Origin of the sequence: Acinetobacter sp. SH024 (genome assembly GCF_000163635.1) — a bacterium.
Classification (GTDB): domain Bacteria; phylum Pseudomonadota; class Gammaproteobacteria; order Pseudomonadales; family Moraxellaceae; genus Acinetobacter; species Acinetobacter pittii.
On sequence record NZ_GG753601.1, the window covers coordinates 342,063 to 356,481 of the forward strand.

At 38.4% G+C, this 14,419-nt stretch carries 16 protein-coding genes; 3 read left to right on the plus strand and 13 right to left on the minus strand.

Annotated features, from left to right (window positions below; translation table 11 throughout):
• Positions 1-533, minus strand: a 533-nt coding sequence (locus tag HMPREF0013_RS14240; protein WP_005803621.1) for a tRNA (adenosine(37)-N6)-threonylcarbamoyltransferase complex transferase subunit TsaD, incomplete at its 3' end; no start/stop codon positions are given.
• Positions 534-678: 145 nt separating this feature from the next.
• Between HMPREF0013_RS14240 and rpsU the strand changes: the two genes are divergently transcribed.
• Both rpsU and HMPREF0013_RS14250 read left to right on the plus strand, forming a co-directional pair.
• Complete coding sequence (gene rpsU, locus HMPREF0013_RS14245; RefSeq protein WP_001136722.1) at positions 679-894, plus strand: 30S ribosomal protein S21; 216 nt, start codon at positions 679-681, stop codon at positions 892-894.
• A gap of 25 nt (positions 895-919) precedes the next feature.
• On the plus strand, positions 920-1,366 hold the full coding sequence (locus HMPREF0013_RS14250; RefSeq protein WP_002115302.1) for a GatB/YqeY domain-containing protein: 447 nt from the start codon (positions 920-922) through the stop codon (positions 1,364-1,366).
• 90 nt (positions 1,367-1,456) lie between these two features.
• On the opposite strand, the gene HMPREF0013_RS14255 is transcribed toward HMPREF0013_RS14250, so the two are convergent.
• The 12 genes from HMPREF0013_RS14255 to HMPREF0013_RS14310 all read right to left on the minus strand — a co-directional run bounded on the left by HMPREF0013_RS14255 (position 1,457) and on the right by HMPREF0013_RS14310 (position 13,813).
• On the minus strand, positions 1,457-2,884 hold the full coding sequence (locus tag HMPREF0013_RS14255; protein WP_002115291.1) for a M48 family metalloprotease: 1,428 nt from the start codon (positions 2,882-2,884) through the stop codon (positions 1,457-1,459).
• 143 nt (positions 2,885-3,027) lie between these two features.
• Positions 3,028-3,993 carry a 2-hydroxyacid dehydrogenase gene (locus tag HMPREF0013_RS14260; RefSeq protein WP_002115253.1) on the minus strand — a complete coding sequence of 322 codons (966 nt, stop codon included), beginning with the start codon at positions 3,991-3,993 and terminating at the stop codon, positions 3,028-3,030.
• Between the two features lie 11 nt (positions 3,994-4,004).
• Entirely contained in the window at positions 4,005-4,652 is a 648-nt protein-coding gene (locus HMPREF0013_RS14265) for a hypothetical protein (protein ID WP_002115306.1), read from the minus strand.
• Positions 4,653-4,752: 100 nt separating this feature from the next.
• The gene (locus tag HMPREF0013_RS14270; RefSeq protein ID WP_002115262.1) at positions 4,753-6,642 is read right to left on the minus strand and encodes a M48 family metalloprotease; all 1,890 of its coding nucleotides are present in this window, start codon (positions 6,640-6,642) and stop codon (positions 4,753-4,755) included.
• A gap of 78 nt (positions 6,643-6,720) precedes the next feature.
• The gene (gene purF / locus HMPREF0013_RS14275; protein WP_002115274.1) at positions 6,721-8,262 is read right to left on the minus strand and encodes an amidophosphoribosyltransferase; all 1,542 of its coding nucleotides are present in this window, start codon (positions 8,260-8,262) and stop codon (positions 6,721-6,723) included.
• A 25-nt stretch (positions 8,263-8,287) separates the two neighbouring features.
• Positions 8,288-8,875, minus strand: a complete 588-nt coding sequence (locus HMPREF0013_RS14280; protein ID WP_002115251.1) for a CvpA family protein — start codon at positions 8,873-8,875, stop codon at positions 8,288-8,290.
• A gap of 6 nt (positions 8,876-8,881) precedes the next feature.
• Entirely contained in the window at positions 8,882-9,886 is a 1,005-nt protein-coding gene (locus tag HMPREF0013_RS14285) for a quinone-dependent dihydroorotate dehydrogenase (protein WP_005068330.1), read from the minus strand.
• Positions 9,887-9,975: 89 nt separating this feature from the next.
• Positions 9,976-10,455: a type II secretion system protein GspM gene (gspM, locus tag HMPREF0013_RS14290; protein ID WP_002115292.1), complete on the minus strand. Its 480-nt coding sequence runs from the start codon at positions 10,453-10,455 to the stop codon at positions 9,976-9,978.
• Positions 10,455-11,594, minus strand: coding sequence for a type II secretion system protein GspL (gspL, locus tag HMPREF0013_RS14295; RefSeq protein WP_002115269.1), 1,140 nt, complete (start codon positions 11,592-11,594; stop codon positions 10,455-10,457). Before gspL ends, gspM begins: the two co-directional genes overlap by 1 nt.
• 23 nt (positions 11,595-11,617) lie before the next feature.
• The gene (locus HMPREF0013_RS14300) at positions 11,618-12,073 is read right to left on the minus strand and encodes a SixA phosphatase family protein (protein ID WP_002115304.1); all 456 of its coding nucleotides are present in this window, start codon (positions 12,071-12,073) and stop codon (positions 11,618-11,620) included.
• Positions 12,074-12,129: 56 nt separating this feature from the next.
• A complete protein-coding gene (locus HMPREF0013_RS14305) occupies positions 12,130-13,203 on the minus strand; it encodes an NAD(P)H-dependent glycerol-3-phosphate dehydrogenase (protein ID WP_002115297.1) in 1,074 nt (357 codons plus the stop codon).
• 34 nt (positions 13,204-13,237) lie between these two features.
• Positions 13,238-13,813 (minus strand): nitroreductase, encoded by a 576-nt coding sequence (locus HMPREF0013_RS14310; RefSeq protein WP_002115296.1) that lies wholly within the window; start codon positions 13,811-13,813, stop codon positions 13,238-13,240.
• A 204-nt stretch (positions 13,814-14,017) separates the two neighbouring features.
• On the opposite strand from HMPREF0013_RS14310, the gene HMPREF0013_RS14315 reads away from it, so the two are divergent.
• Positions 14,018-14,398: a hypothetical protein gene (locus HMPREF0013_RS14315; RefSeq protein ID WP_002115310.1), complete on the plus strand. Its 381-nt coding sequence runs from the start codon at positions 14,018-14,020 to the stop codon at positions 14,396-14,398.
• The last annotated feature ends 21 nt before the right edge of the window (positions 14,399-14,419 follow it).

The following is a 14,419-nucleotide window of genomic DNA, read 5'->3' on the forward strand; positions in this document are numbered from 1 at the left end:
GGATATGGCAAGCTCATCATTTTTGCAACTTTATCAAAAGCTTCGCCCGCAGCATCATCAATAGACTCACCCAATAGTTCATATTGACCAATAGCGTGGGCTGCCATTAATTGTGTATGTCCACCTGAAACTAACAATGCCACAAACGGAAATTCAGGTGGTTGACTTGAAAGTAATGGAGCCAGCATGTGACCTTCCATATGGTGAACACCAATTGCAGGCTTATTTAAAGAAAAAGCTAAAGTTCTGCCAAACAGTGCACCTGTCATTAATGCTCCCATTAAGCCAGGACCACGCGTATAAGCAACCGCATCAATCTCTTGTTTTTTTACACCACTTTGTTCAAGCAATTGATTCATTAAAGGAATTAATTTACGAACATGGTCACGAGAAGCAAGTTCAGGTACTACTCCACCATATTCGGCATGAAGTTTAATCTGGCTATAAAGAACCTGTCCCCGTAAGCCGAGTTCGCTATCATAAAGTGCCAACCCTGTTTCATCACAAGAAGTTTCCAAGCCTAAAACAATCATCAAAACTGCCTTTTATATGAGTCAAAATATTGCAATCGCTATTATAGACTTGTGATATGAGTTGTAAATGAGTAAAATACTGACCTTCACTTGTGATCCGGCGCAATGGTGTGCCTGATCTTATCCATAATCTAGAGGATTTTACATGCCACAAGTTAAGTTGAAAGAAGGCGAACCAGTTGACGTAGCTATCCGTCGTTTCAAACGTTCATGCGAAAAAGCTGGTGTTTTAGCTGACGTTCGTAAACGCGAATTCTACGAAAAACCAACTCAAGAACGTAAGCGCAAAAAAGCTGCAGCAGTTAAACGCTACCAAAAGAAATTGGCTCGCGAATCTGTACGTACTACTCGCCTTTACTAATTAATTTGTGATTGACTGCTGAATTATGACTACTTTAAAAAACCAAATTACTGATGCATTAAAAACTTCTATGCGTGCCAAAGATATGGCAACAGTGACGGTTTTGCGTAGTCTACAAGCGGCAATTAAGCAAATCGAAGTCGATGAGCGCAAAGAGCTTGACGACGCTCAGGTTCTTGCGGTCATTGAAAAGCAAATTAAACAACGTAAAGAATCGATCAAAGCCTTTGAAGGTGCTGGTCGTAATGATTTAGCTAGTAAAGAACAAGCCGAAGCTGAGATTATCTCTCAGTTTCTACCAGAAGCTATGACTGAGGAAGAGCTTGATTCTATCATTGAGCAAACGATTGCTGCTCAAGAAGCAACTAGCATGAAAGATATGGGTAAGGTGATGAATTCTCTACGTCCGATCATAGCCGGGCGTGCCGATCCTGCTCAAGTTTCAGCAAAAATTAAAGCTAAGTTAGCTTAATTCCCCCTTTTTAAATTTTACATTTCTTCCAATCAAGCTTCTTTAGTTTGTATATATTTGCACATCTGCAAATTAAGTAAGATATAACTGTTAAATCTTCATTCTTCGCTCATCTTGCATTTGTTTCAAACGACTGTCTATTCTTGCCGACATTGCTTGATTGTCTTTTGCTAATCGCTGAGCATGCAACATTGATTTAATTGCATTTTCCTCACTACCTGACCAATATTCTGCTTCAGCTCGATAGCGTAAAACATTAACCGCTCTTAAAGGTCCATTCTTATCCAAATTAGCGGCTTGCTGTAAAAATTGCCAGCCTTGTATATCTCTTGGATTCTTATTAATAAATCTTTGAACTAAGGTTTGAACTTGCGCAAACTTACCTTGTCGTAGCAGCACCTCAGCTAACTTATAACTAAAAGCTTTATTTTCAGGCATCGTCATCTGCATAGAAGCAATTGTTGTATAAGCTTGATCTAATTTATTTTGGCCAAGATAAATATCTGTCTGCAATAATGCCACTAGAGGCTTTCCACTAGATTTCGCTTGATCTAAAGTAGACTGGGCTTGAGCATAATCACCTTGTCTTGTGTAAAATGCTGCTAAAGCAATCAGACCAGCAATATTCTTTTGAGAGGCCAAACTTTGTAGTTGGTTTTCAGTTGCCTGATTTGCAACCACCATGGTGTACCATTTTAAAATTTCAAAATCTGCATCATATATACGATTTTTAACTCGAGGCATCTGGTTTGCACGCAGCCGCGCTTCGCTCATACGTTCAGTCGTCAATGGATGAGTCAACCAGAAATCTGGTAAAAAACTCACTCGACTTGTAGCCCTATGCATTGTTTCAAAGTAATCTGCCATACTTTGTGGGTTATAACCCGCCGCATACATATATTGCATGCCGATACGGTCTGCTTCACGCTCTTGGTTTCGACTATATGTTAATTGTTTATCCATGAGTGCAGCTTGGGTTCCAAGCATCACTGCTGCACCCGCATCACCACCACCCTGCGCAGCTATAGCCACTCCCGCTAAAAGCCCTGCTAGACTTAGCAATGTTTGACCTTTAAAGGCTTCTTCAGAGCGACTAAAATGTCTTTGCGATACATGCGCAATTTCGTGAGCCATAACCCCAGCAATTTCATCAATATTTCGTGCTGAGGCAATAAGCCCTGTATTGAGCGCAAATAAGCCACCTGGAACAGCAAAAGCATTAATTTGCGGATCTTTAATCACGACTAGACCAATCGGCTGCCCAAGCTGAGTTTCACTTAAAATACTCGAAAATACCTGAAAAAATTGATCTTCTAGCCAGACGTCTTGAATAACGGGCATTTGTTTGTGAACTTCACGAAAAACTTTTTCGCCAATAAATTTTTCTTTTTGTTGATCAAGCAAACCAATCCCACTTCCAATATTTGGAATTTCTACTTGATTTGCAGAAGGCTGAGGGTCGAAAGGCTGCGCGTACGAAGCATTTGTTATAAAAGCCGTACTTAAAATAATTGGCAAAAATCTCAAATGTTTTTCTCTAGTAAAATTAAACCATCAAAAAAAGTCTACTGATATAAAACATAAAAAATTATGTTCAATCAATAGACTTTTAATATATCACTCGAGATCGCTTAGTTTTGCAATGAAGTGTTATTAATCATTTATGCAAAGTTTGGGTTTACCAAATATCTAGGAGTTTTATCCTCTAAAGCTTCAACTAGATTTTTATAAGCAAGATTTGCCATTTTTTTACGGGTCTCTGCAGTCGCAGATCCTACGTGAGGCAAAGTAACAACATTTGACAGTTTAAAAAGCTCCGAATCTTGTAAAGGTTCTTTTTCATATACATCCAAACCAGCTCCAAAGATTTCCCCGCTTTGTAAGGCTTCAATTAGAGCTTGCTCATCAACTACTGAACCACGCGCAATATTTATAAAAATAGCGTGCTTTTGCATAAGCTCAAATTGAGTTTTCCCCATCAAAGCTTTCGATTCATTATTTAAATCAACTGCGGTTACTACAAAATCAGACTGTTGCAATAACTCATCTAAACCAAGATATTGTGCTTTTAAAGGCTCTGCCAATTCAGGCTTTTCACGTCGGTTATGGTAAACAATATTCATGTTAAATCCATAAAAACCACGGCGTGCAATTGCGGCACCAATATTACCAAGCCCAATAATTCCTAGCGTCTTTCCAAAAACATCTAAACCAAATTGCTGAGGCCCAACAGTTCTTTTCCATTCACCTTGTTTCGTCCAATGATCAAGAAAAGGAACTTTTCTAGCAGCACTAAGCAATAACGTAAAAGCAAGATCAGCCGTTGTTTCAGTTAAAACATGAGGTGTATTTGATAACCAGATTTTTCTTTGGTTTAGATAAGCCACATCATAATTGTCATAGCCAACTGTTACAGATGAAATAATTTTGAGTTTTTGAGCAGGCGCAAGATTACTTTCATTAAGAAGTCGACCAGCACCGATCATCCCATCAGCATCTACAACTTGTTGGCGAATTTGCTCATTAATATCACCCAGTTTTGGATTAAGAACCACAACATGATAATCCTGTTGTAATCGAGACAAAATTTCTTCATCAATTTGGCTAAAAACTACAACTTTTTTCATGTAAATCCCTACTACTCGTTGTTATCTTGCATTAATTGCCATAACCTTTTTTTAAGGAGTGGTTTCTCCAACATCTCTTTTAAACTCGCCAAATGAATAATATTGGCATGCTGAATATAAGAACATTCACCAAGGCACAAGATCTTCTTGTCTGCTGCGACAGCATCTAAAAATCCTTGAATATATGAACCTGCACCACGTTGGTCTTGATAGTTAGCTAAAGGAAACGGCCATTTTAGTTCAGCATATTGCCCTATTTTTGCTTTTTGGATGTTATTCCAAAGTTGCTTTTCTTCTTCACTTAAATTAGTAACATCTAAAAAAATAATGCATTTTTCAAGCGCAAAAGCTTGCAACTCAAATGAAGCAATCGTAACCACTGGAGCTTGTACTTCAGTACGAGGCGACACAACAGGCGGAACTTCTACTGGAAGTGGTACCGCAATTTCAGGTTCAACTTTTGGAACTTCGTTGACTTGTGGTTTTGTCGGTTGCTCTACAACTGGATTGTTCTTAGAAGGTAATATAATTGGCTCACCTTCTGGTACAGCTTGATCTCGCCAGAGACTTTGAGCATTATTTTTTTGGCACAGCTGTGTCTTAGGAATCCATACATCAATTCCTAAAGTTGCCAATATATTTCTTTGCTGCCCAATCATCTGTAAATCAATACCTCTACTCTATCTACATTCTAACGGGCTTGAGTTTTTTTTTCAGTGTTTTATTTCATTCAGATGTTTTTATAATCGTATATGTCTTTTAAATAATCATCACACTATTTCTCTTTTGCATTTGATCCACAATTTCTTCTGTCTCAAAGCCAAAACGCCAATAAAGCAATTCAAGCACATCGAGTTCATCTTGCGTGATAATACGGTCGCTCCACAAACACATTTCTGCAATAGCTAGAATACTTAGACGGTCACGTAATAATAAACCAGCAATATCATTTAAAATTTCAGCCAGATCTAATGGCTCATCTGAAATTTCATCATAGATATACATTTCATCAGGATTGAGCAGCGAACGTAAAATACGCTCACGTACTTCTAATTGATTTGGGCTATTAATTTGTTGAACATGAAGTAAAGCATCAATCAAACGAACAATTTGAGGTTTCACTTCTTCAAATGCAGTTGGCAAATGTAATGGCATCAAGTTCAACTCATGTTTAACCCGCTCCAATAGTAGTGCATCTAACAACCCAATCTCACCATCTTCTTGGATAATGAGGGCCAACTTAGTAAGAAATTGCCGCGCAATACTTGCGGGTATATGTCCAATATTTTTACAAGCATCATGAAATATTTGAATATGAATACGTCCATCCAAATTCAATAATGCATCAATAATGGCATGACTCACAGGTGCATCTTTTGGAATAAACTCGCGATATTGGCGAATCATCAAAATAGCAACCATCACTTCACGTGAACCAGTCACAGTTTGTAGTGCTCGCTGAATTAATTCAGGACGCTTTTTATTTCGGCGTACATCACTACTCAGGGGCTTAATGGCATCATTTAATGCAAAACTAATTGGTGACAACCTTAACAAAGGTAGAGGCTGTGGAGATGACCACGGAATATAAATTTCTTTCTCAGATTCTTCCAAGAAATGAAATAAGCTAAACAACGGACGGTTGCGAAGTTTCTTTAAATTTTCTAATTGTAAATCTTGTAGTAAAGTGGGGTTTAACTCATAAATACGTTCACGAATACTCGGGTGAATATTCATCCAGCTTTGCGGGCTTAGTGAGTTAGCAAAACACATATGTGCGATTGATTCGGAATAAGCACTATGAATTTGCGAACCAGAGTGGTGAACATAAATACGCAACAAGGTTTGGGTATTCGCATTATTTTTTAATAGTCGTACTGTTTTTTGGTCATTACGAAATGTACGCCCACTCAAAGTCAAATATTTAATAAAACGAGTAATCAGTACACCTAGGCTTCCAGCCAACCAAATGACTCCACCCACTGCAACAAAAACTGTTTCAAATTTATGTTTATAGCCAGGGCTATAGCGCTTAAAACCCTGCTTGGCTAATTTACTGCCCCACTGACTAAAAGTTGTTAAGCCGCTATATAAAATCTTTAATTTTGTATTCTCAACAGCCTCCCCCGATAAAATCTGATTAAACTCATGGCCTAATAAACCATATAACTCAAGCTTATCCAGATTCTGTAAAGCACCCCATGTCAGAATAATTACGATATCTTTGGGATGAAAACCTGCCGTAAGTGCATTTACACCAACTTCATCAGGTAATACATATACGGTTGGAACTTTAAGTGAAAAATTTTGAGCTAAGTGTTCTGTAATTTTTAATGCTGCGAGTTCTTCGGGAGTACTCTCCTCTTTCACCAAACGACGTGCTTTAAGTTGTTTTGCTAAAGAGTGCCCACCTTTACGCAGGATATAAAGTTCGGTAACTACCGACCAAACCATAATAAAAAGTAATAGTGCAACGAAGTAAGGACTTAAGGTATGCCACCAAATTGGCTGGCTATAATCAAAAAAATGAACGAGTAAACCTAAAATTAAATTTAAGATAAAAATAGTAAGCAGCACAGCAACCAAACACATAGTGATGGACCATGCCATATTTTTATTTTCGATGAGATAGTGGCTTACTTCTTTCAATGTAAATATTCCCAATTACATTGTTAGGTTTCATCATAAAAGAAAAAAGCGGGAAATACCCGCTTTTTTCGGCTATTTCTATTCTTCTTTGATGCCTGTTAAATCTACAGAAGCAGCATCGACATTAACGTCAATATAACCATCTTTTTTCTTCTTAGCAGAGTCATTACGCTTCTGCTCCAAATTATTTAGATAGTTACCATCAATATCACCTGTTACGTAGATTCCATCAAATACTGAGCAATCGAACTCAGTTAAGTCAGGCACTTTGCTGGTACGTACAGCATTTTTCAAGTCTTCCAATTCTTGGAAAATCAAACGGTCAGCACCAATAATTTCTTGGATTTCTTCCACGCTACGTTCTGAAGCAATAAGCTCAGCTTTAGCAGGCATATCGATACCGTAAACGTTTGGATACATTACTTTTGGTGCTGCTGAAGCAAAGTATACTTTTTTTGCACCAGAATCACGTGCCATCTGAATAATCTCATTACACGTTGTACCACGTACAATAGAGTCATCCACCAACAGAACGTTCTTACCTTTGAATTCTAACTCAACAGGGTTTAATTTCTGACGTACAGATTTTTTACGTTGCTGTTGACCCGGCATAATAAAGGTACGGCCGATATAACGGTTTTTCATAAAACCTTCACGGAACTTCACACCTAGAATATTTGCAAGTTCTAAAGCTGAAGTACGACTCGTATCTGGAATTGGAATCACCACATCAATATCGTGGTCCTCGCCCCAGTCACGTAAAATTTTATGAGCAAGCTTTTCACCCATTTTTAAACGCGCTTTATAAACCGAGATTCCGTCAATAATCGCATCAGGACGAGCAAAATAAACGTATTCAAAAATACATGGACGGTATTTAGGATTAACAGCACATTGTTTAGAGAACAACTCGCCATTTGCATTGATGAAAATTGCTTCACCTGGTTCAATATCACGCTCAATTTTGAAACCAAGAGCAGTAATAGCAACCGATTCAGAAGCAATGATGTATTCCATCTCACCTTGTTCAGTTACACGCGAACCGTAAATAAGTGGGCGAATACCGTTTGGATCACGGAAGCCAACCAAACCATGACCAGTAATCATCGCCACTACACCATACGCACCTTGGCAACGCTCATGCACACGAGAAACCGTGTGAAAAATATCGTCAGGAGTAGGATTTAAAGTGCCTTTTTTCTGTAATTCATGCGCGAATACGTTTAAAAGAACTTCTGAGTCAGAATCTGTATTCATATGACGTAAATCTGTTTTAAACAGGTCATCATGAATTTCTTCTGCATTAGTCAAGTTACCATTATGTGCAAGCGTAATACCGTAAGGTGAGTTTACATAAAATGGTTGTGCTTCAGCACTGCTCGCAGAACCAGCAGTTGGGTAACGTACATGGCCAATACCATAATTACCAAGTAATGCTCTCATATGACGAGTATGAAAGACATCACGTACCATACCGTTATCCTTACGAAGGAAAAGACGGCCTTCATGGCAGGTTACTATTCCAGCTGCATCTTGCCCACGATGTTGCAACATCGTTAAAGCATCAAACAACATTTGGTTCACTGGCGATTTACCGGCTATACCAACAACTCCACACATAGCAACCTCGCAGACAAGCTAGGAATTAATAAAAAGGATTCTTTGTCGAATGGTCGGATCGGTTTTCTAAATCTTCCGATTCGTCCATTGGTTTTGAAGGAGTGCCTGATGCACTACCTCCAGATGTTATTTGATGAAATGCCTCACTTGCAGCATCTTTAGACAACTCGGTAGCCAAAGGCGCATAAGGCAATAAAAACTGTATAAATTTGGACTGTTTCCAGTGCGGTGAACTTTCAACCCAAGGTCCTACACCCTGCATTGTAATTAGTACAACCAACAAGCCCTTTAAAGAACCAAAAGCACCACCTGCTAAACGATTTAATGGCCCCAATTTCAGACTTTTCAAGAGGCCATTTAAAAATGCAGAGACGATCCATGTTAAAACAATGATCAAAAGCGCTATAAATGCAAAAGCTGCAATTTTTTGAACAACTGGATCATGACTTAAACCCGACATAGACGGAGCAAGAAGGACAGCATATTTTGCACCCATAATTAATGCAATGACCCATCCTACCAAGTTCGCAAAGGCTTTAATAAATCCTTGTCGCAAACCGTTTAGCCCCCCAATGAGCAAAAGTATCAGAATAATGATATCAATTGTGTTCATATTCACTTAAGACATAGCTGCAACACATTGTTTCACTAAAATAGGACCTGTATAAATTAGCCCACTATAGATCTGTACTAATGTTGCTCCAGCTTGCTGCTTGACTGCTGCTTGTTCACCCGACAAAATTCCACCCACGCCAATTAACGGGATTTGTCCTTTTAATGTTTGGGCAAACAAACGTAAGCATTCTGTACTTTTTTCAAAAACAGGTGCGCCTGATAAACCGCCCGACTCATTACCATAAGGAAGATTTTCTACACCTTCTCTTGATAAGGTCGTATTAGTAACGATCAAGCCATCAATTTTAAACTGCACTAACTGCGCTGCAATAAACTCAACATCTTCCGCTGTTAAATCAGGTGCAACTTTCAGAACCAAAGGAACATAGTGATTATTTTGTTCAGCTAGCTCAAGTTGTCTTTCTTTTAAGGTTTGCAATAGTTCAGTTAATGCATCACCACTTTGTAAACTTCTTAAGTTCTTAGTATTTGGAGATGAAATATTAACGGTAATATAAGAAGCGTAGTTATACACTTTCTCAAGGCAAATCAGGTAATCATCAACAGCTTTTTCTACAGGTGTATCAGCATTCTTACCAATATTAATACCTAAAATTCCTTTAAACTTTGAAGCTTTGACATTTTCAATCAGCTTATCAACACCATCATTATTGAACCCCATACGGTTAATAATGGCTTGAGCTTCAGGAATACGGAATAAGCGCGGCTGCGGATTACCGGATTGAGGACGAGGTGTAATGGTTCCAATTTCAATAAAACCAAACCCTAACCCAGCTAAAGCATCAATGTGTGCACCATTTTTATCAAGACCAGCTGCCAAACCTACTGGATTTGGAAATTCAATTCCCATACAAGTCGTCGGTTTCGCTTCTACGCTCTGACGGAGTAGGCCGAACTTATGTGCTTTATCAAGCATAGATAATGTTAATTCATGGGCACGCTCTGGTGCTAAACTAAACAACATCGGGCGAGCAAGTGAATATAACATACCAATCACAATCTACTGATTTTAGGTAGGCATATTATAGGCACAGGGAGCACAAAACACCATGCTTAAGACCAGCATATTTTAATATGTTATTGAACCGTCGCTGTTAATTTAATCTGACCTTCACTTGAAACCATTTCCATTTTTTCAATACTTAAGCCCATTTGTGCCAGTTGGGTTAAAAAGTTAGCTAAAATTGCGTAATTCTGATGAGTAACAATAAATTGTAACTGCTCGCCATTTTGCTGAGAAGTAACCGTTAAACCTTGCTGTTGAGCTACACGTTGTATTTTTTCTGCCTGCCCCAGCTCAAGCTCACTCGCAGGTTTCATAGTGACTGCATTACTTTGCATCCACACCATCAAATCTTTTAAATCATTTAAGCGCTGTTGCTGCTGTTCTGCTAAGGAATGCATTTTCCAAAGTGAAGCCCCAATAATAGCCACTACAACAAAAATTGTAGTAAAGACCACCATGATACGTTCACGGACAGTCAAACGGTCTAAATATTGATTAACTTGTTCGATCCACTGATCAAAGCGGTTTTGCAATTGAGCTAACATTTTCATTATTGTATTTTCACCACCCCAATAGCCCCACCACCATCGGCTTGAACATTACCTAACTCCGCCTTAAATCCCTGCTGATTAAGCTGCTGTGTTAAAGCTTGCAAATCATCTGCCGATTTTGCTTTCAAGGCCATGGTTAGTGTAGAAGCATCATAATTTAATTGCTGAGCTAAAATTTGTCTCTGCATCAAAATAGGTCCAACACGACTCAACAGAGAAAGTGCTTGTGTATCGCCTTGCTTGCTCATTCTTAAATGACTTTCAAATTGGCTTTTTATATTTTGTTCATTTACGCGACTAGAAGGACCAAACCAATATTTATATTGCTCAATTGTCTGCTCAGCTGTTTGATTTGCTACATTTCTTAATTTCACCCAACGCAACAAATCATAGCTAAACTGAACCACAATTATTGCTAAAACAATAACCGCACATGCTTTCCAGTAACCAGAAACCGTTTGCTCTTGCCCTTTGGCTTTCGGTAAAACATTAAAAGGATGCTGTTTAGGTTTATCTAAACCCTGAAATTGATAAAAAAACTCTAAACGTTGCTCAATACTAGAAGCTGCTTCTAAGCTTTCTAACTGTTCTACCGTTAACCCACTATATTGATAGTTTGTTTCAACTGGCTGGAATTCCAAAAACAATCCCAAATCATCTAGTGAATTACCGACCCATTTACTTTCACGCGCCAGTAATTTTTGGTCAATATTACACAGGATAACTTGCTGTTCTTGTGGTTCCGGCAAGATCAAAAAATCTGGCAACAAAGCAACCAGCTTGATTGGCAACAAATTCATCGCATGTTGCCATGTTTCCACCGTAGTTTTTGCAACGCCCAATATTGTTAATTGATCAGCATGAAAATGATGAACTACTTTCATGTGATCAATAGGCAAAGTTACAAACTCTTCAAGCAAATATTTAACACCATCTGCTCCAAGTTGCTTGTAATGAGACTTTGCTATTTGTTGCTGGAATACCTGAGCATGACGACTAGGAAAAAAGACAACAGCCTCTTTTCCTTGGTGCAATTGTAGGTCTTGTATTAATTGATCAAGGCTTTCAGCCTGCAACCAGTTTTCTCCGTTAGACCAATGCCATATTCCATTGGTTTCAGGCATCCATAAATACAGCATAATGGGCTAAATAACCTTTTTAATTATATTGTGGGTATAAAACTATTTTTTTGTGTTGATAAACCAGTTGCAATCACAGCCTGATCATAAATTCGAGCTTCAGCCAACGCAAATGGATTAAAGTTTTCATGGGTCAGCAGTTCAGCAATATGCCCTACTACATTCATATGACACACGACCACAATTGACTCATAAGGAATCTGAGACAACCACTCGACTGCCTCTTTGGCGTTATCATCTGGTTTAATTTTATCGCATAACAACACAGGCACATCTTTAAAATACGCTTGAATATGTGCCAATGTCTCTTGAGCACGTAACAAAGGACTAACTACAAAAATATCAGGCTTAACAATATCTTTTAAAAATGTTGCTGTCTGTTCTGCTTGAGTATGTCCACGAGCAGTAAGAGGACGTTTAGTGTCATTACCATTTATAGGTGGAGCGGCTTCCCCATGGCGAACCAATGTTAGTTGCATAAATTTTCCTTGTTAATAATTCTTGTATTATAACCACAATTTATGACATTTCTTCTTCAGACTTCGTGATGAGGTAAAACAAATTCAACATCACTACGGTGTCCGTTTTTCATAAGAGATAATGCAATATTTAAAGGAGGCGCCCCTTCGAAAATAACTTCATATAAAGCGTTAGTAATAGGCATATAAACATCTAGTTCTTCTGCTTTACCACGCACCTGAACAATTGTATTAATGCCTTCTGCTGTCTGCCCCAACTCTTTACTTGCCTGATCCAGCGTTTTACCCGAACCTAAAGCATAACCAATCTGATAATTACGGCTTAAAGGACTATTACAAGTCGCGAATAAATCACCAACACCTGACAACCCCAAGAATGTAAGCGGATTTGCACCTTGTTTTACTGCAAAACGGCTCATCTCGGCCAAAGCACGCGTTAAAATCATACTCTTGGTGTTTTCACCAATTTTGTAAGCGGCGCCAATTCCCATTGCAACCGCATAAATATTTTTAAGTGCTCCACCTAATTCCACTCCGTGTACATCATCACTACCAAAAACACGGAATAAAGCACTATGCAGAGCATGTTGCACAGCATAACGAACTAACTCAGAATCACTGGCAATAACGGTGCCAGACGGCATACCCGCCATAATTTCTTTTGCAAGGTTTGGACCTGAAAGTACACCATAAGGAACTTCAGGTAATTCTTCACGAATGATATCGCTCATGAAGCTGAAAGTTTTAGCTTCAACACCTTTGGTTAAAGACACAACCGCTTGTGCAGTAATATAAGGAGCGATTTGTTTTAAGACATCGCGGAATGAGTGACTTGGAATTGCGACTAAAATAATATCTCGGTCACATACAGCTTGTTCAAGATCAGACACAGCGCGTAATGATGACTCTAAAATAAAATCTGGCAAATAACGTTTATTAATGTGGGTTTTATTAATTTCCTCAGCTGTTTCGGCGTCACGAATCCAGATCATGGTATCGCAACCATTACGTGCAGCTAAATTTGCCATAGCCGTTCCAAAGCTTCCTCCCCCTAGAACGGTAATACGTAAAGCAGTTTTTTTATCAACCGCAACAGGTTCCACCAAATCTGTAAACTTAAATTCAGCCATCTTTTATTATCCTATTTCTTACTTCTACAGACGTTTAAGCCTGCCAAACTTTTACGAATTCTTTACTTTCAATATCTGCACGCGGTGCAATTACTTTAGCTGCTGTGCCGACGTAAATAATACCTGAAATTAAATCACGAGGTTGCAGACCTAAATGCTGCTTTAACCAATTTGATTCGACAACTGCACCACTACGCCACATGGTCGAAAAACCTTGAGCTTGTAGAGATAATAAAAGATTTTGTACTGCGGCACCCGTACTTAAGATTTGTTCGAAATGCGGTACTTTCGGGTGATCTTGTAATTGTGTAAGCGCTAAAATAAGTAATGGTGCGCGAAAAGGATGTTGTTTAACACGTTCGAGTTGAGCGAGATCAGTTTCACCTAAATCTGCTAGAGCCTTTGCTAAAACTTCACCAAAAGCACCACGTTGTTCGCCTGAAACAACCACAAAACGCGTTGGTTTAAGTCGATGATGATCTGGAGCAGTCAAAGCTGCTTGGAAAGCTAACTCCAATTGCTCTGTACTTGGAGCTGGCTCAACTAATTGGCCAATAGACTGACGCTGATGAATATTTTGGTGAATTATTTGTATTGCTGAATCCGTCATTAATATTGATCTAACTCAAAAATTCAAAATAGATTAGCATAATCTACCGTTAATCCACCATTGAATCTAGCTTATAAAATTAGCGAACTCTCACTTTGACATTTTTTAATACAAAACATCAAAACTCATACAACGTCTTCAAAATCAACTAGAAAACTTATGTTCAAATAGCTATATCTTTTAGCGATTAACTTTAGGTGCATTATGAAAAAAATAATTTTAGCGAGCGCAATGAGCGGTGTTGTTTTATTACTTGGTGCTTGTGCAACTACTCCTAAAAATACTTTAGCAGTTCAAAAAGAAAATAATCAGTTTGAAGTTACAGGTATTGGCAAAACCAATTTACTTGCAAAAAATAATGCAATTACTGCAGCTCAAAAAACTTGCTCAAAAAACACTACGCCAGTCGTTGTAGATGAAAAAACAACCTATAACGGTGTGTTAAAAGATGTTGTAAGCGAAAAAACTGGTCAAATGGTTGAAGCAGCAGCAGGTGTTATTGGTACATTGACTGGTAAAAATGCGTCTTTAGCAAAAGATGATGACTACCAAACAACGCTTACATTCTATTGTAAAATTAATTAATCAAAAAAAAATCCACTACAA

What these genes read in the sequence shown, in the direction of transcription:
- HMPREF0013_RS14310 (WP_002115296.1), bottom strand. Translation starts at nt 13,813, where the DNA reads ATGACGGATTCAGCAATACAAATAATTCACCAAAATATTCATCAGCGT.
- HMPREF0013_RS14250 (WP_002115302.1), top strand. Translation starts at nt 920, where the DNA reads ATGACTACTTTAAAAAACCAAATTACTGATGCATTAAAAACTTCTATG.
- gspM (WP_002115292.1), bottom strand. Translation starts at nt 10,455, where the DNA reads ATGAAAATGTTAGCTCAATTGCAAAACCGCTTTGATCAGTGGATCGAA.
- HMPREF0013_RS14265 (WP_002115306.1), bottom strand. Translation starts at nt 4,652, where the DNA reads ATGATTGGGCAGCAAAGAAATATATTGGCAACTTTAGGAATTGATGTA.
- purF (WP_002115274.1), bottom strand. Translation starts at nt 8,262, where the DNA reads ATGTGTGGAGTTGTTGGTATAGCCGGTAAATCGCCAGTGAACCAAATG.
- HMPREF0013_RS14315 (WP_002115310.1), top strand. Translation starts at nt 14,018, where the DNA reads ATGAAAAAAATAATTTTAGCGAGCGCAATGAGCGGTGTTGTTTTATTA.
- rpsU (WP_001136722.1), top strand. Translation starts at nt 679, where the DNA reads ATGCCACAAGTTAAGTTGAAAGAAGGCGAACCAGTTGACGTAGCTATC.
- HMPREF0013_RS14260 (WP_002115253.1), bottom strand. Translation starts at nt 3,993, where the DNA reads ATGAAAAAAGTTGTAGTTTTTAGCCAAATTGATGAAGAAATTTTGTCT.
- gspL (WP_002115269.1), bottom strand. Translation starts at nt 11,594, where the DNA reads ATGCTGTATTTATGGATGCCTGAAACCAATGGAATATGGCATTGGTCT.
- HMPREF0013_RS14285 (WP_005068330.1), bottom strand. Translation starts at nt 9,886, where the DNA reads ATGTTATATTCACTTGCTCGCCCGATGTTGTTTAGTTTAGCACCAGAG.
- HMPREF0013_RS14280 (WP_002115251.1), bottom strand. Translation starts at nt 8,875, where the DNA reads ATGAACACAATTGATATCATTATTCTGATACTTTTGCTCATTGGGGGG.
- HMPREF0013_RS14305 (WP_002115297.1), bottom strand. Translation starts at nt 13,203, where the DNA reads ATGGCTGAATTTAAGTTTACAGATTTGGTGGAACCTGTTGCGGTTGAT.
- HMPREF0013_RS14300 (WP_002115304.1), bottom strand. Translation starts at nt 12,073, where the DNA reads ATGCAACTAACATTGGTTCGCCATGGGGAAGCCGCTCCACCTATAAAT.